The organism is Pseudoalteromonas lipolytica, from assembly GCF_001306915.1.
Taxonomy (GTDB): Bacteria; Pseudomonadota; Gammaproteobacteria; order Enterobacterales; family Alteromonadaceae; genus Pseudoalteromonas; species Pseudoalteromonas simplex.
On the sequence record NZ_LJTC01000013.1, the window covers coordinates 1 to 23,959 of the forward strand.

Genomic DNA, 23,959 nt, shown 5'->3' on the forward strand with positions numbered 1-23,959 from the left:
TTCGGGTTGTCATGCCAATGGCACTGCCCGGTAGCTACGTTCGGAACTGATAAGCGCTGAAAGCATCTAAGCGCGAAGCAGGCCTCGAGATGAGTTCTCACTAGACTTTTAAAGTCTCTGAAGGGCCGTTGAAGACTACAACGTTGATAGGCAGGATGTGGAAGTGGTGTGAGCCATTAAGCTAACCTGTACTAATTACCCGTGAGGCTTAACCATACAACGCCAAACGCGTTTTATGACAGCGTAACGAACAGAAGTTAAGTTACTAAAGTAGACATTTACTCGATATCAGAATTCCAGATTTTAGTTAATTGCCAAGGCGATTAACGAACCAAATTTGCTTGGTGACAATAGCGTTTTGGACCCACCTGACCCCATGCCGAACTCAGTAGTGAAACGAAACAGCGCCGATGATAGTGTAGCAGCTGCTATGTGAAAGTAGGTCATCGCCAGGCTCCAAATTAAAGTGTTAGGTTTCTCTTAGCAGCTGCTATGTGTCTCTCTACCGCTGTGGGCACTTGGTCATATCCAGGCTCCAAATTCAGTCGCAAGACTTTAAATAAAGTCGAAAGACTATAAATAAAATAATAAGAAAATTGAAAAGAATTTTCTTGGTGACAATAGCGTTTTGGACCCACCTGACCCCATGCCGAACTCAGTAGTGAAACGAAACAGCGCCGATGATAGTGTGGCATTTGCCATGTGAAAGTAGGTCATCGCCAGGATCCTATTAAAGAAAGCCCGATTCGAAAGAGTCGGGCTTTTTTGCGTCTGGGAGCTGTCAGCTTTCAGCCGTCAGACGTCAGCTGAAACACAGAGATATCAGAGGTTAGAGATTAGATGTCAGAGTTAGCGAGTTGCAAGTTAGCAAGGGTAAAGTTGAACTGTTAGGTTGTTTAGTACAGAGACTCCCTCAGCAACATCCCCGTAGGAGATGTATGGACTCCTCCCCCAAACAGGGTGAGTACGGTATAAAGAGATTGGACAATTACTTTTACCAATAAGGAATCCATACATGTCAAAATTTAACCTAATTAGTATCGACTTGGCAAAAAATGTTTTTCAAGTCGCTAAGTTTCTTCATCAAAACCTACAAAGTAATAAAGCGGTGAGCAGGAAAGAGCTACTGTCGATACTCACCACCTCTCCTCGTTGTAAAGTTGTTATGGAATCGTGTGGCGGTGCTCATTATTGGGCATGCAAAGCGCGTAGTGTTGGTCATGAAGTCGTGATTCTAGACCCTCGATTTGTCAAAGCATTCAGAGTTGGCCAGAAAACGGATGCAAATGATGTAATTGCAATAGCTGCCGCTTCTTTCTCGCCTAATGTTCGCCCGTGTAAATCACTGACACAAGCACAGCAAAGCTTACAGTCAATAGAGCGAATGCGCGCCTTAGCTGAAAAGCAGAAACGACAGCTGGCTAATCAAATCAGAGGCTTATTACTTGAATTTGGGATTGTAATCAAGCAATCAGAATGCGCGTTTAGGCAAGCTATTCCTGAGATTTTAGAAGATAGCGATAATGGGTTAACCGCTGGTTTAAGGCAGTGTCTAGCTCAGTGCTATGAATTATTTAAAGCGCAATCAACATTAAAAGAAACATTAAATGAGTTACTGACAGGTTTGGTAAAACAAGATGAGCAATGTGAACGCTTACTGGAACTTGAGGGTGTCGGGCCTATCACAGCGGTTGGTTTATTAATAAGCTTAAGTGACACAACCCATTTTACGAGCGGACGCAATGCGGCAGCCAATGTTGGTGTCACCCCTCGCCAACACTCAAGTGGTGGAAAAGTGCGAATAGGTCATATAGCCAAATACCGTGGCGAGATAACATTACGCAGCCACTTGTTTCTGGGAGCCAGAGCGGTCATCAGTCAGCTAAAGCATCGAGAGCCAAAAACGAAAAAAGAACAATGGCTCAAAGCATTAGTTGAAAGACGAGGTGTGAAGTGTGCCGCCATTGCATTAGCAAATAAAACAGTTAGGACAGCGTATGCCATGCTTAAAAAGGGCACGAGTTATGAACCCAGTTTACTAGCCAATTAATATTTAGCCTTCAATAACAGAAACAACAGTATTGACCAAGAACCTGCGTTAAGCGGTTAGACCCACCCTTGATAGCCTGTAAAGTGCCTGGCGTGTTAAAACACCGAGTAGGAGAAGAGGCACAAGGGCGCGAATACATCAAAGGGCCGAGGTAGCTCCTCATTATGAGCCCGCATATAAGCACGCAGTCTGACAAAATTAACGAAGGGTATTGTGCAATAGGAGGAGTCCATATAAGGCACTTCAGTGCCGAATTAATAAAGCAAAACATTCATGGCTAAAGCCATTCCTACAAGTACACTTTACCTAGAGCCTAGAGCCTAGAGCCTAGAGCCTAGAGCCTAGAGCCTAGAGCCTAGAGCCTAGAGCCTAGAGCCTAGAGCCTAGAGCCTAGAGCCTAGAGCCTAGAACCTAGAACCTAGAACCTAGAACCTAGAACCTAGAACCTAGAACCTAGAACCTAGAACCTCCGGCAGAGGGAGACTCTGCCCCAAACACCCACACCGCGCGGCTGAACGCTGACGGCTGAAAGCTGATAGCTCTGTGTTGGGTTTCGCTGTGCTCTACCCAACCTACGCCAGATCCTCAAACTTTCCCCTTCTAACTTGCAACTTTACTCTCGCAAACTTGCTTCCCTTACCTTGTTATGCGATAAAGCGTTTTATATTTGTAATACAATTAAGGTTTATTGTGTCTCGTAAGAAAAAGACCAAGTCAAAAGGCTCTTCAGGTTTAAATCGTAAAAATAGTGAAGCATTTATTGCTAAGTTCTCATCGCATCCAGATACACATCTATGCCCGTCGGGTTTAATGTATAAAGTGATTGATGAAGTTGAAGGTGATCGAGTAACAGAGTTCGATACTGTGGTTATTAACCAACGTATTATGCTTGCTGATGGTAATGTGATTGCCGACAGTTATAAAGCGGTTATGCCTGAGGTGTTCGCATTATCCGAAGCTATAGAAGGGTTAAGAGAAGGTTTGTTATTAATGAATATCGGCTCTCGTTATGAATTTGTGATCCCCCCAGAGCTTGCTTGGGGTAAAAAAGGTAACGGTGGCAAAATTGGCGCAAATGCAGTGCTGCATTTTGATGTTCGTTTAATGCGTTTAGCTTAACTCTCTGAGCATAACAGCCTTAGCATAAGTCGACAGAGTATTTAAAACGCGTTAACGTTCACTAATGGTTTACTGAGGAACATTATGGACGCATTTACTTCACGAGTTTACTTTCTTCGCCATGGCGAAATAGCTACGCCTGGAATTCTTTCTGGGCAAATCGATGTCGATTTATCAGAGCTTGGTCATAAGCAAATGCGCCAAGCCTCTGCTGAGCTCATAAATTTAAATGCCATATATAGCTCACCACTAAAGCGTTGCTCAGTCCACGCTGATTATTTAGCAAATCAGCACTCACTGCATGTACAGTATTATAACGCGCTGAAAGAGTTTAATTTTGGTGATTGGGATGGCCAAGATTACCAACAGCTTTGGCAGCAAACAAGTAAGCCTCATATTGGTGATTTTTGGCAGCACCCATGGCAAGTAAAAGTACCAAATGGTGAATCTATGGCAGACTTTTACGCCCGGGTAGAGGCATGGTGGCAAACATTTTTACAATCACTATGTGAATCTAAGCATGAACAGTCATTGGTAATTAGTCATGCTGGAGTGATCAAACAAATTCTCGCTATTGTTTGTCAGATGCCAAAACAATCAGCCACGCATTTAAATGTTTTTCATCTTCCTTATGCAGGGCTTATTACACTTGATGTATATATAGATGAACAAGGAGAAGCTTGGCCTAAAATTGTTTTTTAGCCATCTAGAGCGATATTCATTGAATTATTTACTTAGCCCGCCATAATACTCATATGCTATGGAATGGAGTGAAATTCTCCAGCTGTTCCCGCAACTGTAATCCATCTAAATAATGGTCAGCCAGATACTTAGCACTAACAATTAATCATCGAGCGGGTCAACTCACGTCATTTTCTGGTACTTACCAGTGCTTTCTTGTGCGTTGCGATTGCTCGTCAAGAGAGAATAAGCTTGCAACAAAATAGCCTTAGCGCTGCGCCATTAATATCAGTGTCTGATTTAAGTTGGGGTACTGCGAATAAAACTATACTTAAATCAATTAACCTTGAGTTAAAAGCAGGGCAGTTTATCGGTCTACTCGGCCCTAATGGTGCGGGTAAATCAAGCTTGCTGCGTTGCCTTTATCGTTACTTGAAACCTCAGCAAGGGGTTGTGCTGCTAAGCGGTCAAGATATTTGGCAAATCAGTGCTGATGAATATGCAAAGCAGGTTGCAGTGGTTTTACAAGAGTCTCCATCGCAGTTTAATTTGTCTTTGTTCGATGTAGTGAGTTTAGGCTTAACACCTCATAAGCGACTTTTCAGCGGCACGTCTGCCAATGATAAGCAGCGAATATATCAAGCTATAGAGCAGGTTGGTTTATCTCATCACAGTGAACAAGCATTTGATTCGCTCTCTGGTGGCGAAAAGCAAAGAGCGCTCATTGCACGCTCTATCGTACAACAACCTAAGTTGCTCATCATGGATGAGCCTACCAGCCACCTTGATGTTAAATACCAAATTCAAATAATGGAGTTAGCAAAGTCCCTTGATGTGACTGTGCTTGCCTCGTTTCATGACTTAAATCTCGCAGCAAGTTTGTGTGATGAACTCATCGTGATTGATGAGGGGTGCTTGGTTTGTCAGGGGCAACCAAAAGCGGTACTTACTGAGCAGCTGTTGAGTGATGTATTTGGTGTCTGCGCAGCGGTATCTGCTCACCCGCAATCAAGTATTGATAAGTTTATTCCGCACATCACTTATTTTTATGGCTATCAGACACAGGAGCATCAACATGACTGATGCAATGCGTTTAAGTATCTGTGTTGTCGTAGGGCTTATTAGTTGTTTTTTAGCATTGAGCTTTGGTGCTGCAAATACGCCACTGAGTGATGTTTTTAATGGTTTGTTTAGCCAAGGTAGCGATGAATTTGTGCAGCGTATTATTTGGCAGTTACGTATGCCCAGAACAATGCTGGCATTTTTAGCAGGTTCTGGGCTGGCTCTTGCAGGATTAATTTTGCAGACCGTAACCCGAAACCCGCTTGCTGACCCTTACTTGTTTGGTATTTCTTCTGGGGCTTCATTTGGTGTGGTGTGCTTTATAGCCCTAACCGGTGTGAGTTTTGGCTTTAGTATGTCAGTTGCAGCATTTGCCGGAAGCTTACTTTCTATGCTGTTGCTTATTGCTATTGCAGGGCGTCGCCATGTTGGCCAAGTTGAAGCCATGTTACTCGCTGGTGTTGCTTTATCTTTCTTATTTAGTGCTCTGACTAGTCTGCTGCTTTATTTTAGCGATCCACAAGCCATCACCGCTATCTTGTTTTGGACGATGGGCAGTTTTTCTCGTGCTCAGTGGGACACTCTTTGGCTGCCGTTTGCCGTTATTATTGCCTGTATGACTTTGATGATTGCATTTCGTCGTCAGCTAAATGCGATGCTGCTTGGTGATGAAAGTGCAGCGACTTTGGGGATTCATGTACAACGCTTTCGGATCATGATGCTACTGCTAAGTTCATTAATAACAGCGGTGCTTGTTGCTATGTGTGGTGGCGTTGGTTTTGTCGGCCTGATGATCCCACATATTGTGCGCTACTTTTCGCCGCAAGGCAGCAGCCATAACTTAGTTATGACATCCTTGGTCGGTGGCATTTTTATGGTGTGGGTCGATGTGTTATGCCGAACCCTATTGAATAACCAAGAACTACCTGTTGGTGTGATCACAGCCGCTATCGGTAGTGTGTTCTTTTTATTCTTACTTTATTTTCGTAAACAGAGCAGGTAGCTAATGTTTAATATCATGCCTATTGATCAGCAATTTTCAGCTGTAATTCAACAAAAAATAGACCTTAAAACAAAGCCGCTAGGCGCTTTAGGTCAGCTTGAAAGTTGTGCCAAACAATTAACGCTTATTTTTTCAAAGCAGCTTGATAGTGAGCAGGCGCTAGTTGCCTTTAAACCGGTTATTTCAAACCCTTCTCTAGTTGTATTTGCAGGCGATCATGGTGTGGCAAGCCAAGGCGTGTCAATTGCTCCTAGCAGCGTTACATCACAAATGGTGGCAAACTTTGCAGCAGGAGGCGCAGCGATTAATGTATTTTGTCGCCAGCTTGGCTGGCAGCTGGAAGTTGTGGATGCAGGAACTCTCAATACTTCACACGATAAAAGAGTGCATAACCAGCGTTTAGGTGAAATCACTGCACCACTGAATACTGAAATGGCCATGTCACTTAGCCAGGTCGAAAAAGGGTTTGCATTAGCCAAACAGCGAGTTCATTCACTCTATGAGCAAGGTTGTAATACCATCGCCTTTGGTGAGATGGGTATTGGCAATACCACAAGTGCTGCGGCATTAATGGCTGCCATTTTGTCTTTACCTGCCAGCCAATGTGTTGGTAAAGGCACAGGTGTGAGCGACGAGGTTATAGCTAAAAAAATTAAAGTTGTTGAGCAAGCACTTCAATTACACCAAGCTCATTTTGATGACCCACTAATGACACTCGCTGCATTAGGTGGTTTTGAAATTGTTCAGATCACCGGTGCCATTTTAGCTGCTGCGGAACTTGGTATGGCGGTGATCGTGGATGGCTTTATTTGTACTGCAGCGGCGCTTGTTGCAACTCGCATTAATGCAAACGCTCGCGATTATATGTTATTTGCTCATGCTTCTGATGAGCAAGGGCACAAAGCAATGCTCAATGCCTTGCACGCAACACCTTTATTGCAGCTTGATTTAAGATTAGGAGAGGGCACCGGGGCTGCGCTTGCCTTACCTTTACTGCAAGCATCTTTGGCGTTTTACAATGACATGGCAAGTTTTGCCGATGCCAATGTTGAGCAAGTTGTCTGATATGAGCGCTGAACAACACACTTCTGACTCTACCCCAAGCCAGCTTCAACTATTTTTACTGGCACTTAGTTTTTTAACGCGTATACCCGTTAAGTTAAACTTTGCAGTATCGAGTCAGGCACTCAATCAGGCCAGCCGCTATTTTGCATTGGTCGGTGTGATATTAGGTGTACTTTTAGCGCTGAGCTTTTTGCTGCTAAGTTGGTTATTCCCTGCAGCCATTGCAGTTGCCTTAGTTATGGCGTTTAGCTTGATAATTACAGGGGCATTTCATGAAGATGGCCTTGCAGATGTCTGGGATGGCTTTGGTGGTGGTTGGCACGTTGCAGATAAGCTGAGCATTATGAAAGATAGTCGCTTAGGTACCTATGGTGCTGCGGCGCTTGTGATGGCCTTATTAATTAAGTACCAAACACTCGTCGCACTTAGTGAAGTAACCAGTACTGTGATTATTGCACTTGTTTTAGGGCAAAGCTTAAGTCGGGTTGTAGCAACAAGTTTAATTGCAGACATGGACTATGTAAGTCAGGACGCCACATCTAAAGTAAAACCCATTGCGATGCATTTAAGCACGCAGAGTTATCAAATACTGCTAGCAACTGGCGGTGCGGTGTTAGCAATTGCATGGTTGTTTTTTGGCTTCACTCTAGGGCAATTATTAATACTCATCAGTGTGCTTTGTGTTACTCGCTTACTATTAAAGCGCTGGTTTGAAAAACAGTTATCTGGCTACACCGGCGATTGCTTAGGGGCAGCCCAGCAAGTATCTGAGCTTGTTACTTACCTTTGCTTGGTGAGTTTATTATGAGCCAACAACATACTTTAATTTTAGGCGGTGCTCGCAGCGGTAAAAGCCGTTTTGCTGAGCAGCTGGCAACAGATTCAAACAAGCCGCTTATCTATATTGCCACAGCCAATGCGGGTGATGAAGAAATGACAGCCCGAATTAATAGGCATCAAGCAGAGCGCGCTAAGCATTGGCAGCTTGTCGAAGAGCCTTTGTATTTGGCTAAAGCACTACAACAATATAGCCATGCTGAAAACTGTATTTTAGTGGACTGTTTAACCCTATGGTTGAGTAATTGCTTATGCCAGCAGGGTGAAGCATTTTGGCTTGAGCAAAAAGCGGCCTTACTCGATGTGCTATCGCAATTGCCGGGTGAGGTGATTTTTGTCAGCAATGAAGTGGGTCATGGTATTGTGCCGCTCGGTGAATTAAGCCGTCAGTTTGTTGATCATTCAGGTTGGTTACATCAAGCCTTAGCACAGCAAGTTGCACGTGTTGAGTTTGTGATTGCAGGTCTTGCACAAACCTTAAAAAGAGAACAATGATGAAAACATTAATGGTGCAAGGCACGACCTCAGATGCAGGTAAAAGTACTCTTGTAGCAGCACTTTGCCGGATCTTTGCTAATCGAGGCATTAAGGTTGCGCCTTTTAAGCCACAAAATATGGCGTTAAATAGCGCCGTAACCGAAGGTGGTGGCGAAATAGGTCGCGCACAAGCTTTGCAAGCAGTAGCGGCAAAAGTCCCCGCAGAAGTCGATTTTAACCCTATCTTATTAAAACCTAACAGCGATACCGGGGCGCAGGTAATCGTTCATGGTAAAGCGCTGTCGAATATGGAAGCGGGCAGTTATCACGACTACAAAAAAGTGGCGATGGATGCAGTTCTTACTTCGCAGCAGCGTTTAAGTGAACGTTTTGAATTACTGGTTGTTGAAGGTGCAGGGAGCCCAGCAGAAATTAACCTGCGTGAAAACGACATTGCTAATATGGGTTACGCTGAGGCGGTTGATTGCCCGGTGATCATCATTGCCGATATCGATAAAGGCGGCGTGTTTGCTCATTTAGTCGGAACGTTAGCCTTGTTGTCTGAGTCGGAGCAAGCGCGCGTTAAAGGCTTTGTGATTAACCGTTTTCGTGGTGATATTGCGTTATTGCAAGGAGGCCTTGATTGGTTAGAGCAATACACCAATAAGCCAGTGCTTGGGGTGTTACCTTATTTACATGACTTAGCACTCGATGCAGAAGATGCCGTTGCTATAACTAATCAGGTAGATAAACCGCAATTACGCATAGCCGTGTTGCTACTTCCTCATATTAGTAATCACACAGACTTCGATGCACTGCGATTACAACCAGAAATTGATTTACAGTATGTACGTCATACCCAGGCTATTCCAAGTGTTGATCTGATTATTATTCCGGGCAGTAAAAATGTACTGAGCGATTTAGCGTTTTTAAAAAATGAAGGTTGGCATAAACAAATAACACGTCATTTACGCTATGGCGGTAAAGTGCTGGGAGTATGTGGTGGGCTGCAGATGCTAGGCAACTACCTTGCTGATCCACATGCAGTGGAGTCTAATTTAGGCAGCGCTGAAGGACTCGGACTTGCTGACTTTGAAACGCAATTAGGGCAACAAAAAGTACTAAGCCAAGTCTCTGGCATTCTTCATTTAAACAATCGCGATAAAGCAATTTCAGGTTATGAAATTCACGCCGGGATTAGTCAAGGGCCGGCACTTGATAAGCCATTTTTGAGTTTTAATGAACACCCAAGTGGATTCAAAGTAGATGGTTTTATTAGTGATGATAACCAAGTAGCAGGTACTTACTTACATGGCTTGTTCGATACCCCTGAAGGCGTATCTGAGCTAATAACTTGGCTTGCACCAAATAGCCAAATTAAGCCGATTGATATTAACTTAAACCGTGAACAGCAGTTAAACCGTTTAGCTAGTGTAGTAGCAGAGAATCTCGATATTGAACAAATCATCAATATTTATGAGAACTTCAATTTAGAGACATAAGGAACAACAATGAGCGAACAGAATCAAGATAAGCACCAACAACGCCAGCAAAAAGTAAAACAAAAAGTCGACGAACGGATTGCTGCTGCACAAAAAGAGCAGGGTATTTTTCAGGTTATAACTGGCAACGGTAAAGGGAAATCGACTTCTGGGTTTGGTACTGTTGCACGTGCGGTAGGTCACGGAATGAAAGCAGCTGTATGTCAGTTTATTAAAGGCACATGGGAGTGTGGTGAGCGTAACCTACTCGAAAAAGCGGGGGTTGAATTTGTTATTATGAACACCGGTTTTACTTGGGAAACACAAAACAAAGAGTCAGATACCGTTGCTGCGCAAGTGACATGGCAAGAAGCAAAAAGAATGCTGAAGGATGAGTCAATTAACCTCGTTATGCTAGATGAAATAACCTATATGATCACCTACGGCTATATTGATTTAGACGACGTGCTGGAGGCAGTTAGCTCTCGCCCTGCTATGCAATCGGTGATTATTACAGGTCGTGGTGCGCACCGAAAACTAACCGACTTAGCTGATACAGTCAGTGAAGTCAGAAACGTAAAACACGCTTTTGATGCAGGAATAAAAGCACAAAAAGGGTTCGATTATTAACATGAGAACCATCAAGTTTGCACTCGTAAGTGTTTTATTTTATTTACCAACATTGGCTCAGGCTAATGAAATAAAAGAGCCTCAACGTATTGTTGCCTTAGCCCCACATATCGTTGAAAACCTGTTTGCGATTGGTGCTGGAGAGCGCATTGTGGGTACTGTTGACTATGCAGACTTTCCTCAGCAAGCGAATGATATCGAACGGGTAGGTGGCTATTACGGGATTAACATGGAAAAACTGTTGTCGTTAAAACCAGACCTAGTTCTGGCTTGGAAAACGGGTAACAAAGCCGAAGATCTCGCTTACATTGAAAAGTTAGGTATTCCGGTAGCGTACAGCAATCCAAATCAGGTTGATAATGTGGCAGATGAACTACGTAAACTAGGCACGCTTACGCATTTGCAAACCAAGGCAAATAAAGTAGCCAAACAGTTTGAAACTAAACTCAATGCTATTCGCAGAGCGCAAGAAGGCAAACCGAAAGTGTCGGTGTTTTATCAATTATGGCCTGAGCCAATGATGACAGTTGGCGGAAATACTTGGATCAATCAGCTATTAACTATTTGTCATGCGGATAATGTGTTTGCTAATAGTGATACAGACTACCCGCGCATTAGTATTGAAAATGTATTGGTTGCCAATCCAGAGGTCGTGATTATTCCAGATGAAAAATCAAAAAAGCCTCAGCCTAAAATTGATTGGCGACAATGGCCTGAATTGCCAGCAGTGCAACATAACCAGTTTATTAGTGTAAACGCAGACTTATTGCACCGTTTTACAATCCGTATGCTTGATGGTTTGACCGACATGTGTGGTAAAATAGACGTTTCTCGTCAGCAAATACAGGCTTCAAAATGAACGATTGGCAAACATTTCTAGATACTGAGCTTGCTAAGCCCTACATGCAAGAAACCTTACAATATGTGGCCGATAGACGCGCAGCAGGCGTTACCGTTTATCCCAAAGACGAACAGGTATTCTCAGCTTTTGATGCTACCCCTTTGAATGAAGTTAAGGTGGTTATTTTAGGGCAAGATCCTTACCACGGAGAAGGGCAAGCCCATGGCTTGTGCTTTTCGGTATTACCAGAAGTTAAAAAGCTGCCCCCGTCTTTGAAAAATATGTACAAAGAGTTGGCTACTGATATAGAAGGTTTTGAGATACCTCATCATGGCTATTTGCAAAGCTGGGCCGAACAAGGCGTGTTCTTACTCAACACAGTATTAACGGTTGAGCAAGGGCAAGCTCATTCTCATAAGCATCTTGGCTGGGAAAAGTTTACTGATGCAGTAATTGCGCTTATCAATCAGCACTGTGACGGTGTGGTGTTTGTGTTATGGGGCGCACATGCTCAGAAAAAAGGTAAACACATTGATACCTCGCGTCATCATGTGATCCAAGGCCCGCATCCATCACCGCTTTCTGCACATCGTGGCTTTTTTGGTTGTCAGCATTTTTCAAAGACAAACCAGCTGCTTACTGATCAAAATAAAGCACCAGTAAATTGGTCTTTGCCGCAAATGCAAAAGGCCCTTGCGGGCCTTTAATTAAAAGTCTAATTCATCAAGCTCAACGCTGTCTGTGAAATAGTCTAACTCCTGTAGTTCTTTGCGAAGTCTATGCTTGTCTTTCAACGCTTCGATTTCGCGCCATTTTCTCTTTTTATTTTTTGTAGAGGTCTTTTTTGTTGTACTAGGACCTTCTAATATTTCTAAAATATCGTCTAGGCTATCCATGAACTTCTCCTATTGATTTTTTGAACCTCGGAAATACCTATACCACAGGCTGCTCAAAAATAGAATAAAAAAGTGACAATACTGTTACAGAACTGTGATTGATAGATGAATAGATCAAAGAAGGTGGTTTTTTAGAAACAAAAACGCCACCTAGCGGTGGCGTTTTAAAAAATACTGTAATCTAAATTACATTGCTTTAAAGCGTGCTTCTAATTCAAGCTGTGCTTGAGCAAAAGAACGAATACCCTCAGCAAGTTTTTCTGTTGCCATAGCATCTTGGTTATGTAACCAGCGGAACTGGCCTTCAGTTAGTGGTGCTGGTTTTTCTTCAACAGTAAAGTCGCTCTCTAGTAGGTACTCTTGTGCATCCGTTAATTGGCCTAACTCTTCTAAAAGAGCAGGGCTAATCGTTAACTTATCACAGCCAGTAAGTGCGATGATCTCGCCTGTGTTACGGAAGCTTGCGCCCATAACAACCGTTTTGTAATCGTGGCGTTTGTAAAATTCGTAAATGCTACGTACAGATTGCACACCTGGATCGTTTAGCGGATCTGTTGGTTTTTCCATGCCGTTAGCAACGTGCCAGTCTAAGATACGGCCAACGAATGGTGAAATTAAAAATACGTTCGCATCGGCACATGCGCGAGCTTGTGCTTCAGAGAATAACAGCGTTAAGTTACACTTAGTGCCTTCTTTTTCAAGCTGTTCTGCAGCTTTGATGCCTTCCCAAGTTGATGCAACTTTGATTAGGATTTTATCTTTGCTAACGCCTTCTTTTTCGTAAAGGCTCAGTAACGTATGTGCTTTGTCGATAGTCGCTTGGGTATCAAATGATAAACGTGCGTCTACCTCTGTAGAGATATAGCCCGGTACGATTTCGCTAATTTCTTTACCAATTAATACAGCAAAGTAATCACATGCTAACTCAAGTTGTTTAGCTGCATCTTGCTCGGTTTCTTTGGCATATTGCCACGCTTTATCTAAATAAGGCTTATACGCTTCAATTTCACTGGCTTTTAAAAGTAGAGATGGGTTTGTTGTTGCATCTTCTGGTTGGTGCTTTTTGATAGCTTCAATATCACCTGTATCTGCAACAATAGATGAATGCTGTTTAAGCCTTTGTAGTGCTGAAGTCATTTGCTTTCCTCATTCCAAGCAAGTTAAAAGAAAATCCATTATAGCGGCCTTTATGCTGCAACACTATGACAGTGTTTAATAGGTCAAATGTCCTTAATACAGAAAACTAGAACATTATGTATGAAAAGAACAGCGGATAAAGGCAGGACGAAACAAAACGTGCATTTTGATTCAATTAATGTTGAAATTGACATCAAACAAATTACAAGTCAATAGCTAAGTATGATCACTGTTATTTCACCTGCAAAAAATTTAGATTACGAAACACCAGCCACGACCGATAAATTCACTCAACCTGAATTACTCGAGCACAGCGAAGAGTTAATGTCAGTTTGCCGTGATTTAACACCAGCGCAAATTGGTAGCCTAATGAAAATCAGCGATAAACTAGCTGGTTTGAATGCGGCACGTTTCGCCGAGTGGTCACAGCCATTTACGCAAGACAATGCAAAACAAGCCGTGCTAGCCTTTAATGGTGATGTATACGGTGGCTTAGATGCGCAAACTCTAAGCGATGCTGATTTTGATTACGCACAGTCGCACTTACGTATTTTGTCTGGTCTTTATGGTGTGCTTAAACCATTAGATTTAATGCAAGCTTACCGCCTTGAAATGGGTACTAAGTTAGAAAACCCACGCGGTAAAAACTTATATGAGTTTTGGGGCAGTGTTATCGCCGAAAAGCTAAATACAGTGCTTGTTGAGCAAGATAGCAAATACTTGGTAAACCTTGCTTCGAATGAGTATTTTAAAGCGGTTGATAAAAAAGCATTAAATGCACAAATCATCACTCCACATTTTAAAGACTGTAAAAACGGCCAATATAAAGTGATCAGCTTTTATGCGAAAAAAGCCCGCGGCATGATGGCACGTTACATCATTGAAAATAAAATCACCCAATTAAGTGATTTAAAAGATTTCACCGTTGCAGGTTATTACTTTAGCAGCGATGCTACGGCAAAAGAATTAGAGCCTGTTTTCTTACGGGAAGAGCAGAACTAAACTTTTAGTAAAATGAATTAAAACAGCCGTGCTAAGCACGGCTTTTTTGTGCTTGTATGAAACTGGCGCTTATTTTGCAAAACAGCAGTTATGTTTCTTAATGTATCAGGTAGTCGCATGTTAAAAATACCAACCGTCGGTGAAGCCGAAAAGCTTATAGAAGAAAAGCTCGGTGGCTGGGTTGATATCATCATAAGCCATATCCCTAACTTTATTGTTGCAGTAATCATTACTATCGTGTTTTCACTGCTGGCACGTATCGTTGGTTCAATGCTTAGAAAGCTATTACGCCGTTCGTTAGAGTCTTCACAAATAGCAGACTTAATGTCATCGATAGTAAAAGTCATCGTATTATGTGTAGGCTTATTTGTAGCCCTTGATTTCTTGGGCCTCAGAGGCACGGTCACCTCATTACTAGCTGGTGCGGGTATCGTAGGCCTCGCTATTGGTTTTGCCTTTCAGGACATGACAGAGAACCTTATAGCGGGTATTGCCATGGGTATTCGCAAACCATTCAAAACGGGTGATGTGATTCGCACCGAAAGCGTGTTTGGTACCGTTAAGGCGATTAACCTTAGAAACACCCTCATTGAGAACTTTTATGGGCAACTTATCTTAGTGCCTAACAAGATTCTATTTAGAAATATACTCAGTAACTACAGCACCTTAGGTGTGCGTCGTATCGAGGTACCAGTAGGTATTTCGTATGCCGATGACCCCGAGCAAGCCGCTGAGGTGATTGTTAAAAAAATCAATGAGTTTGATTTTGTGATTAAACAAGAAGAAACCGCCGTTTATGCCGAAAGCTTTGGCGATAGCAGCGTTAACTTACTAGTTTGGTTTTGGATTAAATACCCCGGCGAAGCAGATTTCATGACCGTTCGTCACAAGGCTGTTGTGGCAGTTAGAAACGCCCTAAGCGAAGCTGATATGACCATCCCATTCCCAATCCGCACGTTAGATTTTGGCATCAAAGGCGGCGAGAAATTAAATGCCATGATAAGCGAAAAACAGCAAGATAAAGACGCTGAGGCACCGCAAACCGATAAGTAAAATTTACTGACTCATCGGCGTGATTTACACAGGGAAGTGTGTTTGAGGTGGAGTTCATTCGCAAAGAAAGTGATTAGTAATTAAAGTAAAGTTATTTGTTATTTCTCATATAATACTCAAACTCCTCTCTACTTATATTAGCTATTGAAAAGTTTGGTATAACTTGCTTTGTTGCAGGTATAGCTCTCGTTTCCGGAGGGAAATGCCAAATATTAAAGTCATTGTTCGGCATTGTATCGTATGCAAGAGAATCCCAACCTAGAATACTTGCCATTTTACTTATAGCTATTTTCTTAGCTAGCTGCATTTGTGCCGAAGGATTAAAAAACAATTGATAACTACTGTTAACTGCGCCAGTTAATATGTCTACTGTTTGTAAGCCCCAGTGATATTTAGAATCTTCCATTGCAACATGATGTACTTTTGAAGATGTTGGCAGCTTCGCTAACATATGATTTGTTACTATCTGCATTACTTCATTTTGTTTTGAATAAGAGCTAGATTTTTGATCTGCAAAAACAGTTATTTTTGCATTTTTCGAACGGCTACTCTCACGGATGAGGAAATCATAAGTCGTGTAAAAAGCTGTCTCCTCATTGCTATGCCACTTTCTATATGGTTGCTTATATACTGCTATAGCATGAAATGAAACAGGACTGGTTAATATGAATCTCAGTATATCTATACATAAATTTATCTGACCAGCACTTTTCCTAACTTTTTCCCATTTTATTTCACCTTGTAGACCACTTTTATCGTAAATGTCAGAAATTTTTTGATTGAATTCAGCGAAGTAGTGCTTGGGAATGGCAATTATACCTATCGTGTAGCAGGGACATCCTTTTGAGGTTCCACTTTCATCGGCAAATGCAAATATTTCATCCATGACTCAAATTCCTTTTGACTCTCAATAATTTGGTTGTTTATAAATTGTACAAATGAATAATAAAAACATTTTTAACAAATTAACTAAGGAATTACTACCGGAAAGTTATCTTCGTAGCTGATGTTCGCGCGAAATGAATTTTACGCCTACGGTGAGCCGTATCTGACTTAGCGCTTAAAATTTACGGCTTAAAGCTTTTAATTAATGCGGTGGTTTTTGCTCCGCTTCAAGTTTTAGTCCACGATTATTCCCCTAAGCGAGGGGATTATAATTAAAGTAGACACCTGTTGCGCAGCACGCTACACTTTAGCAATGATCAAGACATTCAAACATAAAGGCTTGAAAAAGTTCTTCGAGACTGGAAGCAAAGCAGGGATTCAAGCCAAACACGAGCGCCGTTTGAGAATGCAACTAGCCGCTATAGATACCGCTTCGATTATTGAAGATATCGATTTACCTGGGTTTAAGTTGCATCCATTAAAAGGCAATCGTGATGGTGTTTGGTCAATAACTGTAAATGGTAATTGGCGAGTAACATTTGAATTTAAAGATGGTAACGCCTACATATTAAACTACGAGGATTATCACTAATGACTATGCATAATCCACCGCATCCGGGTGAATTTATTTCCGATGTATATATGGAGCCTTTCGGTTACAGCTGTAGATTTGTCGCGAAACAGTTGGATGTCTCACCTTCAACTCTTAACAGAGTCCTTAAGGGGCAGAGCTCTATTACTCCTGAAATGGCATTAAGATTATCTAAGGCTTTGGGTAGAAGCCCTGAAAGTTGGCTATCGATGCAGGATAATTACAATCTTTGGCAAGCTAAACAAAACGTTAACCTAACCAAGGTACACCCTATTAGTTTTGCTGTAGCTTAATGAGAATAATCACAAGCTTGCTGCTACTTTGGCTGTTCACCTGAAATTTCTTGTGTGTTATTTATAAGAAATAAGACATCGCGCAAAATAAATTTCACGCCTACGGTAAGCTATTTATGGCTTAGAGCTTGAAATTTACGGTTTAAAGCTGGGTTCCCGTGTTGGGTTTCGCTGCGCTCAAACCAACCTACCTTAAAGTTTTGTCCTACAAAAAAAGCGCAAGCAGTTTAACTGGTTGCGCTTTTTTATTTATTCGGTATACCAATGATTAGTGAAGGATACGTGCTCTGATAGTCCCTTCAACAGCACTTAGCTCTTTAAGAGCGACTTCTGATTGGTCTGTATCTACATCAATTACTACGTAACCAATTGATTCATCAGTTTGTAAGTACTGGGCTGCGATATTAATGCCGTGCTGTGCAAACGCTTGGTTAATTTGCGTTAGAACACCTGGGCGGTTGTGGTGTACGTGTAATAAGCGGCTGCGGTTTGCAAGTTCAGGCAGTGACACTTCAGGGAAGTTAACCGCCGTAATGGTTGAACCATTATCTGAGTACTTAGCAAGTTTGCCCGCTACTTCAATACCGATATTTTCTTGTGCTTCTTGTGTTGAACCACCAATATGCGGAGTCAAAATCACGTTATCGAACTCGCGTAGCGGTGATACGAACTCTTCATCATTTGATTTTGGTTCTACAGGGAACACGTCGATTGCTGCGCCGCTCAGCTTTTTATCACGAAGTGATTCTGCTAGCGCGTCAATATCAACAACAGTGCCGCGAGAAGCATTGATCAAGATGGCGCCTTGCTTCATTACTTCAAGCTCTGCCATACCAATTAGGTTCTTCGTTTGTGGTGTTTCTGGTACGTGTAAGCTAATAACGTCAGCACGTTGTAGTAACTGAGTTAGGTTGTGAACTTGTGTTGCATTACCCAGTGTTAGCTTGTCTTCGATATCGTAAAACTCAACGTTCATGCCGATATTTTCAGCCATGATACCTAGCTGTGTACCAATGTGGCCGTAACCAATAATACCTAAGGTTTTACCACGAGCTTCAAATGAGCCGTTGGCTGATTTTAACCAACCTCCGCGGTGCGCTAGGGCATTACGTTCTGGAATACCACGAAGTAATAATAAGATTTCACCAAGCACTAATTCTGCAACAGAGCGGGTGTTTGAGAATGGTGCGTTAAATACCGCAATACCACGCTCACGAGCACCTTGCAGGTCTACTTGGTTAGTACCGATACAGAAGCAGCCGATTGCGACTAGCTTTTCAGCTGCTTCTAATACCGCTTCATTAATATGAGTGCGAGAACGAAGGCCTACAAAGTGCACATCTTTAATGCGCTCAATGAGCTCGTCTTCAGGTAAGGATGTTTTTACGTAATCAATATTACTGTAGCCATTACGCTTAAGCGTTTCTACAGCACTTTGGTGCACGCCTTCCAGCAAGAGAATTTTAATTTTGTCTTTTGCTAACGATACCTTACTCATATCCTCATTCCTATTTACTTTATTTGCGGCCCGTTTTTGGTGCCGATAATGACTTTATCTGCGCCGCGATGGGCAAATAAGCCGTTTGTTACTACACCAACAATCTGGTTGATTGTTAGTTCTAATTCTTTGGCGTTGCTGATATCTAAATTGTGCACGTCTAAAATGACGTTACCGTTATCTGTTACAACACCTTCACGGTAAACAGGGTCACCGCCTAGTTTTACTAGTTCACGCGCTACATAGCTGCGTGCCATAGGGATCACTTCAACCGGTAGTGGAAATGCGCCTAATGTTGTAACTTCTTTAGATTCATCAACAATACAAACAAATTGTTTTGCTACCGCTGAAACGATTTTCTCGCGTGTCAGGGCTGCACCACCGCCTTTGATCATCTCATTGTGTGGGTTGATTTCGTCTGCGCCATCAACATACACATCAAGGCTTGATACATCGTTTAGTTCGAATACTTCAATACCCAGTGCTTTTAACTTTTCAGTTGAAGCCTCAGAGCTTGAAACCGCACCAGTAATGGTGTCTTTTACTGTATCAAGTGCATCAATAAAGTGATTCACTGTAGAGCCTGTACCTACACCAACAATGGTATTTTCATTTACAAACTCTAGGGCTGCCCAGGCAGCGGCTTTTTTTAATTCATCTTGCGTCATAATTATGTGCTCAGTTAGCTGTCAGAGAGGGCCTATAGTATACAAACAGTTTGCTTACCATTGGTAGATTTTCTCTGGGGTTATAATGTGTTTTAACGGTACATCCCACGATTCAATTGGCAATGCTGAAACATGCTGACATTGATGGGCAAGGCCTATCAAAATCGGTTTTTGCCAGTTTTCTTGGTAATACCGAGCCAACGTTTTGTCATAAAACCCACCGCCCATTCCTAAACGGTTACCTTGATCATCAAATGCCACTAATGGCATAAGTAAAATATCAAGCTTATCTAAAGGACATATTTGACTGCAATTTAACTTGGGCTCCAAGATACCATAGCGGTTTGCAGTCATGGGTGAATTTTCTTCATACCTCTGAAAGTATAAAGTTGTGCCATTAAAGGGGTGAATTATAGGCAGATATAAATGCTGCTCTTGCTTCCATAACTCTTTAATTAACAATGAGGTGTCTAATTCGCCATCATTGCTAAAATAAATGCCGATATGGACATTTTTAGGTGTTTTTAGTGATTTTAAGTGTTGAGTAAAATTCACTTTTAGCGCAATGGCTGCATTTTTTTGTTGTTCAACAGTCAGTGAATTGCGCTTTTTTCGAATAGATTGTCTGATTTCTGCTCGTGTGTTGCTCATGTCAATATTAGTGTTAACTTTCTAAAAAGGAGAAAAGTTCAGGAAAAAGCTCCACTACACCCAAAATGATCAATAACACTATGACCATGGCAATAAGCGAATAGAGTAGGGTGTTTGAGCGTTTTTTAACGGGCTCTGTTAATTCGTCTTCAAGTAGCAAGTCATCTTCTTGCCAGCTATCGTCGCTATCAGCAACGCTGTTATTTTCAAGCTCAGGTAAGCGTTGCTCTAAGTCATCAAGTTTTTCTTCTAGGCGAATAAGGCTACTGGTGATGTAATCGAGGGCATCAAAAATACGTTCTTCACGCTCTTTGGTCTGTGCATCTGTATTGCTTGATTGGTTGCTGGTGGCTGCTTGGTTTATCGGTTGGAGCTTGGCTTTAATGCCAACACTTGCGAGTAATTTTGCTTGTTTTAGTGCTTTATCTTGCTCGCTTGGTGCAAATAATGGCTTATGCTCAAACAGGGTTGCAACTTTGTCTGTTGTTGTTTTTAGTTTTGCAGCTAATTGTTCTGTTGCTTGTGCTTGGTCGACACCGGCTTCAAGCCCTGCAAACATTACGCGAAATTTTTCTGCCATTTGCTGATTATCCAAATCCTTAAATCAATGACTTGAGTATATACCCAAAAAGATTAGTGGAAAAACAAAAGCCCGTATAAAACGGGCTTTTTCTATTATGGATTTGCAAATACGCTGTTTAGTATTTTGCTGCTTTGCCTTCGGCTGGTAGTGATTTAAGGATGAAATCACGTAAGTCGTTATTTGATGACTCAAGATCAGCATGGCGTAAATACATCATGTGACCACTGCGATAGCCTTTAAAGCTTAAGCGCTCTTTCATTTTGCCGCTTGGATCTAACTGCCACATTGTGTATTTAGCATCAAAGTAGTTTGTTGCACCGTCGTAGTAGCCAGATTGAATCATCACGTTTAAGTATGGGTTTTGTGCCATTGCTAAACGTAAGTTTTCACCTGTGTTGTTGCCTGAGCGATCCCAAGGGTGAACATTACCAAATAGGTTATATTTGATATCGGTTTTGTAGTTAAGCTCTTCACGTAGGTAATAGTTAATCGCTGGCGTGAATGAGTGTAACCATGAAGTAAGCTCAGCCCAGTAATCAGGTGACTCACCTGCATCACGTTTGTCGATACCTAAATAGCGAGAATCTAAACGGCCTACAGTTTGGCCGCGCTCGCGCAATAGCTCTTTCCAGAAGAAGTTATTTGGGATATCAAGGTTATTTTGCTCAACAAACTTTTCAGATAAACCTGCGTATTTTGCCGCTTGCTTGATAATGGCACGCTTTTCATCAGCAGGTAAGAAACCACCTTTAGCAATTGCAGGTAAGAACTTATTCACGGTGAACTGTTCAACTTCAGGGAGTAACTCGTCTAAGTCTTTTGCTTGTAAGTCTGCGCTAAGTGCTTTGTGGTACCAAGCGGTTGCAGCAAAGTAAGGTAGGCGGTTAGCAGCTTCTACAGGGCCTTCGCGCTTAATACCAATCTCAGTTGGTGATACTAAAATAACACCGTTGATGTACATCCATTGGCGATTTTGTAATTCGTGAGCAAGGCCAGATACACGAGTCGTACCATAGCTCTCACCAATTAAAAATTTAGGAGAGCGCCAGCGCTCGTTGCGAGAAACAAAGGTATTTAGCCACTCTGCTAAGTATTTGATGTCAGCGTTAACACCAAAGAACATTTTTTGTTGATCTGATTTACTTGGTAGCTCACCTTTTTCGTTTTCAAGAACACGTGAATAACCGGTGTTAACAGGGTTGATATAAACAATATCAGCCACGTCTAAAATTGAGTAAGGATTATCTTTTACGCCATAAGGTTGAACAGGGTAGCCTTCGTCATCAATTTTTAATACACGCGGTCCAGTATAGGCAAGGTGCATCCATACTGACGCAGAACCTGGGCCACCATTGAACGAAAAGACTAAAGGGCGTTTTGTTCTATCGTCTACTTTGTCGCGGGTATAATAAGTATATTGTAGCGTTGCAACCGCATCGCCTTGCTCATTCCAAACTGGTTGTGTCCCTGTGGTTGCGGTATATGAAAAGCGCTCACCATTAATGCGGGCTTTGTGTTCTGTCACCACTTTACTGTCAACGTCAATACGACGTCCATTATCAGCAAAGCTTGGAGTACTGAAGGCCAGTGTTAATGCTGTCACTGACAAGCCAATAAAACTAACAAGTTTCATGTTGATTCCTTATTATTCGAATTGCAGCTATTAAAAAGTAAAGCCAACTCGATGACAAACTAATGAGACTAGTCACCAATATTAGCTGTTAAATAAAAGAAGAAATGCAGGGTGAGTTACAAAAAAGTGCACTTTTTAGTAAAGATAGCTTGGTTAAATATTTAGCTAGATTAAAAAATGGCGTATATTGAGCAAGTTTATAAATGGTATACCCAAACCACCTCAAGATGCAGAATTCAGCGTTTCACAGGTGCTTAATATCAAGGCGTTACTTTGCAACAATGGCATCCCCTTTTAAAAAGTAACAACGATGAGAGTAAGTGCCTGTGTAACGCCCAACGGGTTGGTTTAAAAGCGATTTATACTGCGTTATTGATTTTAACAATAGAACCACTATTACTTGCAATCAATGCCTTGCCTAAATCGCTTTTAATTCCAACTGAAACTCGCACCTTGAGGTGGTTTGGGTATATACACGAGCTTAAGAAAGAGAAGTTGCAATGCAAAGAGTGTTAGTTGTAGAAGACAGTAAAGTAGTACAGCAAGTGTTACGGCATTTAGCAGCTCACTACCTTGATGTAGCTGTTGACTTTGCGTGGTCCTTAAAAGAGGGCGTAAACTATATCGCTAAGCATGACTACACATTAGCTTTGGTTGATTTAACATTACCTGATGCGATGAACGGCGAAGTGGCCAGATATACCCTCTCAAAAGATATTCCTACCGTGGTGCTAACATCTAAAATTGATGAATACATTCGTCAGCAAATGTTAGAACTAGGCGTGGTTGATTACGTAGTTAAAGACAACCGTGATTCATATCACTACGCGATTAAACTTGTTGCGCAATTGCTTAGAAATCATGGTTGTAAAGCGTTAGTGGCTGATGATTCGGTGTTAAGTCGTACTTTGATGAAGCAAATGCTTGAAAAGCAGCTTTTCAAAGTAAGTGATGCGCAAGATGGTGAGCAAGCACTACAAATGCTTAAAGACGACCCAGAAATTAAGTTATTGCTAACGGATTATGCGATGCCAACAATGGACGGCTTTGAGCTTGTTAAAGCGGTACGTAACTTTCGTGGCCGCGATGACCTAGCAATAATTGGCCTATCAGGTGCGGGTAAGCATGGTTTATCTGCGCGGTTCATAAAATATGGAGCTAATGACTTTTTAACTAAGCCATTTATGAACGAAGAGTTTCATTGCCGTGTGATGCAAACTATGGAGCAGTTGTCATTAATAGCCGATATAAAAGAAAGTGCATACCGCGATCATCTAACTGGTTTGCATAATCGACGTTATTTTTATCAATATGCTGAAAGAGTATTAAAAAATGTAGAGCAAGATAACGTGCTTGCCCTGCTTGATATCGACTTTTTTAAGAATATCAATGATCAGTTTGGTCACGAGGCGGGTGATCAGGCATTAAAGCAAGTAGCTTCATTTTTGAAAAGGAAGTTTGATGATTTTACAGTTGCTCGTATTGGTGGTGAAGAGTTCGCTGTAGTATTAAACAATATGGATCTCGAAAAGGCTCAGCCTAAGCTAAATACGTTTCGTGAACAGTTAGCTGAGCACGCCTTTTCAATTAATGGTGAACCTTACTCACTAACGATGAGTATTGGTATAACAAAATTCCATAAAGTATCCCTCACAGCTGCAATGCGCACCGCAGATAAAGCCCTTTATCAAGCCAAGCAGCAATCGCGAAATTGCTTAGTTCAACTATAGTTGTGTTAATTGCACCAGCGCAGGTTAATTGTTAAAAAAATGCACCATTAGGGTGCATTTTTTTTGTTCAAAAACGCAGTTTTGTTTTTAAC

25 protein-coding genes, 3 rRNA genes and 1 riboswitch are annotated in these 23,959 nt (G+C 41.9%); of the genes, 20 read left to right on the forward strand and 8 right to left on the reverse strand.

Annotation, left to right across the window (positions count from 1 at the left end; genetic code table 11):
- From AOG27_RS17200 to ung, 15 genes are all read left to right on the forward strand, one after another.
- Nucleotides 1-216, forward strand: a 23S ribosomal RNA gene (locus tag AOG27_RS17200); the annotation flags it as partial.
- A gap of 124 nt (nucleotides 217-340) precedes the next feature.
- Nucleotides 341-455 (forward strand): 5S ribosomal RNA (gene rrf, locus AOG27_RS17205).
- Between the two features lie 155 nt (nucleotides 456-610).
- A 5S ribosomal RNA gene (gene rrf / locus AOG27_RS17210) occupies nucleotides 611-725 on the forward strand.
- Nucleotides 726-1,015: 290 nt separating this feature from the next.
- Nucleotides 1,016-2,050: an IS110 family transposase gene (locus AOG27_RS17215; RefSeq protein WP_152967166.1), complete on the forward strand. Its 1,035-nt coding sequence runs from the start codon at nucleotides 1,016-1,018 to the stop codon at nucleotides 2,048-2,050.
- 690 nt (nucleotides 2,051-2,740) lie between these two features.
- Nucleotides 2,741-3,169, forward strand: a complete 429-nt coding sequence (locus AOG27_RS17220) for an FKBP-type peptidyl-prolyl cis-trans isomerase (protein ID WP_054554236.1) — start codon at nucleotides 2,741-2,743, stop codon at nucleotides 3,167-3,169.
- Between the two features lie 84 nt (nucleotides 3,170-3,253).
- The gene (locus AOG27_RS17225; RefSeq protein ID WP_054554237.1) at nucleotides 3,254-3,871 is read left to right on the forward strand and encodes a histidine phosphatase family protein; all 618 of its coding nucleotides are present in this window, start codon (nucleotides 3,254-3,256) and stop codon (nucleotides 3,869-3,871) included.
- Between the two features lie 12 nt (nucleotides 3,872-3,883).
- Nucleotides 3,884-4,022: riboswitch (cobalamin riboswitch) on the forward strand.
- A gap of 80 nt (nucleotides 4,023-4,102) precedes the next feature.
- Nucleotides 4,103-4,933, forward strand: a complete 831-nt coding sequence (locus AOG27_RS17230; RefSeq protein WP_054554238.1) for an ABC transporter ATP-binding protein — start codon at nucleotides 4,103-4,105, stop codon at nucleotides 4,931-4,933.
- Nucleotides 4,926-5,915: a FecCD family ABC transporter permease gene (locus AOG27_RS17235; RefSeq protein WP_152967167.1), complete on the forward strand. Its 990-nt coding sequence runs from the start codon at nucleotides 4,926-4,928 to the stop codon at nucleotides 5,913-5,915. Before AOG27_RS17230 ends, AOG27_RS17235 begins: the two co-directional genes overlap by 8 nt.
- Nucleotides 5,916-5,918: 3 nt before the next feature.
- Entirely contained in the window at nucleotides 5,919-6,980 is a 1,062-nt protein-coding gene (gene cobT / locus AOG27_RS17240; RefSeq protein ID WP_054554240.1) for a nicotinate-nucleotide--dimethylbenzimidazole phosphoribosyltransferase, read from the forward strand.
- Nucleotides 6,934-7,788 carry an adenosylcobinamide-GDP ribazoletransferase gene (locus AOG27_RS17245; protein WP_235372651.1) on the forward strand — a complete coding sequence of 285 codons (855 nt, stop codon included), beginning with the start codon at nucleotides 6,934-6,936 and terminating at the stop codon, nucleotides 7,786-7,788. The genes cobT and AOG27_RS17245 overlap by 47 nt, the downstream gene beginning before the upstream one ends.
- The gene (cobU, locus tag AOG27_RS17250; RefSeq protein WP_054554242.1) at nucleotides 7,785-8,312 is read left to right on the forward strand and encodes a bifunctional adenosylcobinamide kinase/adenosylcobinamide-phosphate guanylyltransferase; all 528 of its coding nucleotides are present in this window, start codon (nucleotides 7,785-7,787) and stop codon (nucleotides 8,310-8,312) included. The genes AOG27_RS17245 and cobU overlap by 4 nt, the downstream gene beginning before the upstream one ends.
- On the forward strand, nucleotides 8,312-9,796 hold the full coding sequence (locus tag AOG27_RS17255; protein ID WP_054554243.1) for a cobyric acid synthase: 1,485 nt from the start codon (nucleotides 8,312-8,314) through the stop codon (nucleotides 9,794-9,796). The genes cobU and AOG27_RS17255 overlap by 1 nt, the downstream gene beginning before the upstream one ends.
- A 9-nt stretch (nucleotides 9,797-9,805) precedes the next feature.
- Nucleotides 9,806-10,405 carry a cob(I)yrinic acid a,c-diamide adenosyltransferase gene (cobO, locus tag AOG27_RS17260; RefSeq protein ID WP_054554244.1) on the forward strand — a complete coding sequence of 200 codons (600 nt, stop codon included), beginning with the start codon at nucleotides 9,806-9,808 and terminating at the stop codon, nucleotides 10,403-10,405.
- Between the two features lies 1 nt (nucleotide 10,406).
- Nucleotides 10,407-11,264, forward strand: a complete 858-nt coding sequence (locus tag AOG27_RS17265) for a cobalamin-binding protein (RefSeq protein ID WP_054554245.1) — start codon at nucleotides 10,407-10,409, stop codon at nucleotides 11,262-11,264.
- Complete coding sequence (gene ung / locus AOG27_RS17270; protein WP_054554246.1) at nucleotides 11,261-11,953, forward strand: uracil-DNA glycosylase; 693 nt, start codon at nucleotides 11,261-11,263, stop codon at nucleotides 11,951-11,953. The genes AOG27_RS17265 and ung overlap by 4 nt, the downstream gene beginning before the upstream one ends.
- On the opposite strand, the gene AOG27_RS17275 is transcribed toward ung, so the two are convergent.
- Nucleotides 11,954-12,142, reverse strand: coding sequence for a DUF3545 family protein (locus AOG27_RS17275; RefSeq protein WP_054554247.1), 189 nt, complete (start codon nucleotides 12,140-12,142; stop codon nucleotides 11,954-11,956).
- Nucleotides 12,143-12,328: 186 nt separating this feature from the next.
- The gene (gene tal / locus AOG27_RS17280) at nucleotides 12,329-13,279 is read right to left on the reverse strand and encodes a transaldolase (RefSeq protein WP_054554248.1); all 951 of its coding nucleotides are present in this window, start codon (nucleotides 13,277-13,279) and stop codon (nucleotides 12,329-12,331) included.
- Between the two features lie 222 nt (nucleotides 13,280-13,501).
- On the opposite strand from tal, the gene yaaA reads away from it, so the two are divergent.
- Nucleotides 13,502-14,281, forward strand: coding sequence for a peroxide stress protein YaaA (gene yaaA / locus AOG27_RS17285; protein WP_054554249.1), 780 nt, complete (start codon nucleotides 13,502-13,504; stop codon nucleotides 14,279-14,281).
- 117 nt (nucleotides 14,282-14,398) lie between these two features.
- Nucleotides 14,399-15,334, forward strand: coding sequence for a mechanosensitive ion channel family protein (locus AOG27_RS17290; RefSeq protein WP_054554250.1), 936 nt, complete (start codon nucleotides 14,399-14,401; stop codon nucleotides 15,332-15,334).
- Nucleotides 15,335-15,425: 91 nt separating this feature from the next.
- On the opposite strand, the gene AOG27_RS17295 is transcribed toward AOG27_RS17290, so the two are convergent.
- Nucleotides 15,426-16,220 carry a DUF3800 domain-containing protein gene (locus tag AOG27_RS17295; RefSeq protein WP_054554251.1) on the reverse strand — a complete coding sequence of 265 codons (795 nt, stop codon included), beginning with the start codon at nucleotides 16,218-16,220 and terminating at the stop codon, nucleotides 15,426-15,428.
- A 312-nt stretch (nucleotides 16,221-16,532) separates the two neighbouring features.
- Here AOG27_RS17295 and AOG27_RS17300 point away from each other — a divergent pair, with 312 nt between their 5' ends.
- Nucleotides 16,533-16,811 (forward strand): type II toxin-antitoxin system RelE/ParE family toxin, encoded by a 279-nt coding sequence (locus AOG27_RS17300; protein ID WP_054554252.1) that lies wholly within the window; start codon nucleotides 16,533-16,535, stop codon nucleotides 16,809-16,811.
- Nucleotides 16,811-17,104, forward strand: coding sequence for a HigA family addiction module antitoxin (locus tag AOG27_RS17305; RefSeq protein WP_054554253.1), 294 nt, complete (start codon nucleotides 16,811-16,813; stop codon nucleotides 17,102-17,104). Before AOG27_RS17300 ends, AOG27_RS17305 begins: the two co-directional genes overlap by 1 nt.
- 268 nt (nucleotides 17,105-17,372) lie before the next feature.
- Here the strand turns inward: AOG27_RS17305 and serA are convergent, their stop codons facing one another.
- The 5 genes from serA to AOG27_RS17330 form a co-directional block, all read right to left on the reverse strand.
- The gene (gene serA / locus AOG27_RS17310; protein WP_054554254.1) at nucleotides 17,373-18,602 is read right to left on the reverse strand and encodes a phosphoglycerate dehydrogenase; all 1,230 of its coding nucleotides are present in this window, start codon (nucleotides 18,600-18,602) and stop codon (nucleotides 17,373-17,375) included.
- A gap of 14 nt (nucleotides 18,603-18,616) precedes the next feature.
- Nucleotides 18,617-19,270 carry a ribose-5-phosphate isomerase RpiA gene (gene rpiA / locus AOG27_RS17315; RefSeq protein ID WP_054554255.1) on the reverse strand — a complete coding sequence of 218 codons (654 nt, stop codon included), beginning with the start codon at nucleotides 19,268-19,270 and terminating at the stop codon, nucleotides 18,617-18,619.
- 54 nt (nucleotides 19,271-19,324) lie between these two features.
- The gene (locus AOG27_RS17320) at nucleotides 19,325-19,921 is read right to left on the reverse strand and encodes a 5-formyltetrahydrofolate cyclo-ligase (RefSeq protein WP_054554256.1); all 597 of its coding nucleotides are present in this window, start codon (nucleotides 19,919-19,921) and stop codon (nucleotides 19,325-19,327) included.
- 13 nt (nucleotides 19,922-19,934) lie between these two features.
- Nucleotides 19,935-20,501, reverse strand: coding sequence for a hypothetical protein (locus AOG27_RS17325; RefSeq protein WP_054554257.1), 567 nt, complete (start codon nucleotides 20,499-20,501; stop codon nucleotides 19,935-19,937).
- Nucleotides 20,502-20,619: 118 nt separating this feature from the next.
- The gene (locus tag AOG27_RS17330; RefSeq protein WP_054554258.1) at nucleotides 20,620-22,137 is read right to left on the reverse strand and encodes a S10 family peptidase; all 1,518 of its coding nucleotides are present in this window, start codon (nucleotides 22,135-22,137) and stop codon (nucleotides 20,620-20,622) included.
- A gap of 500 nt (nucleotides 22,138-22,637) precedes the next feature.
- On the opposite strand from AOG27_RS17330, the gene AOG27_RS17340 reads away from it, so the two are divergent.
- Entirely contained in the window at nucleotides 22,638-23,867 is a 1,230-nt protein-coding gene (locus AOG27_RS17340; protein WP_054554259.1) for a diguanylate cyclase domain-containing protein, read from the forward strand.
- Nucleotides 23,868-23,959: the final 92 nt, after the last annotated feature.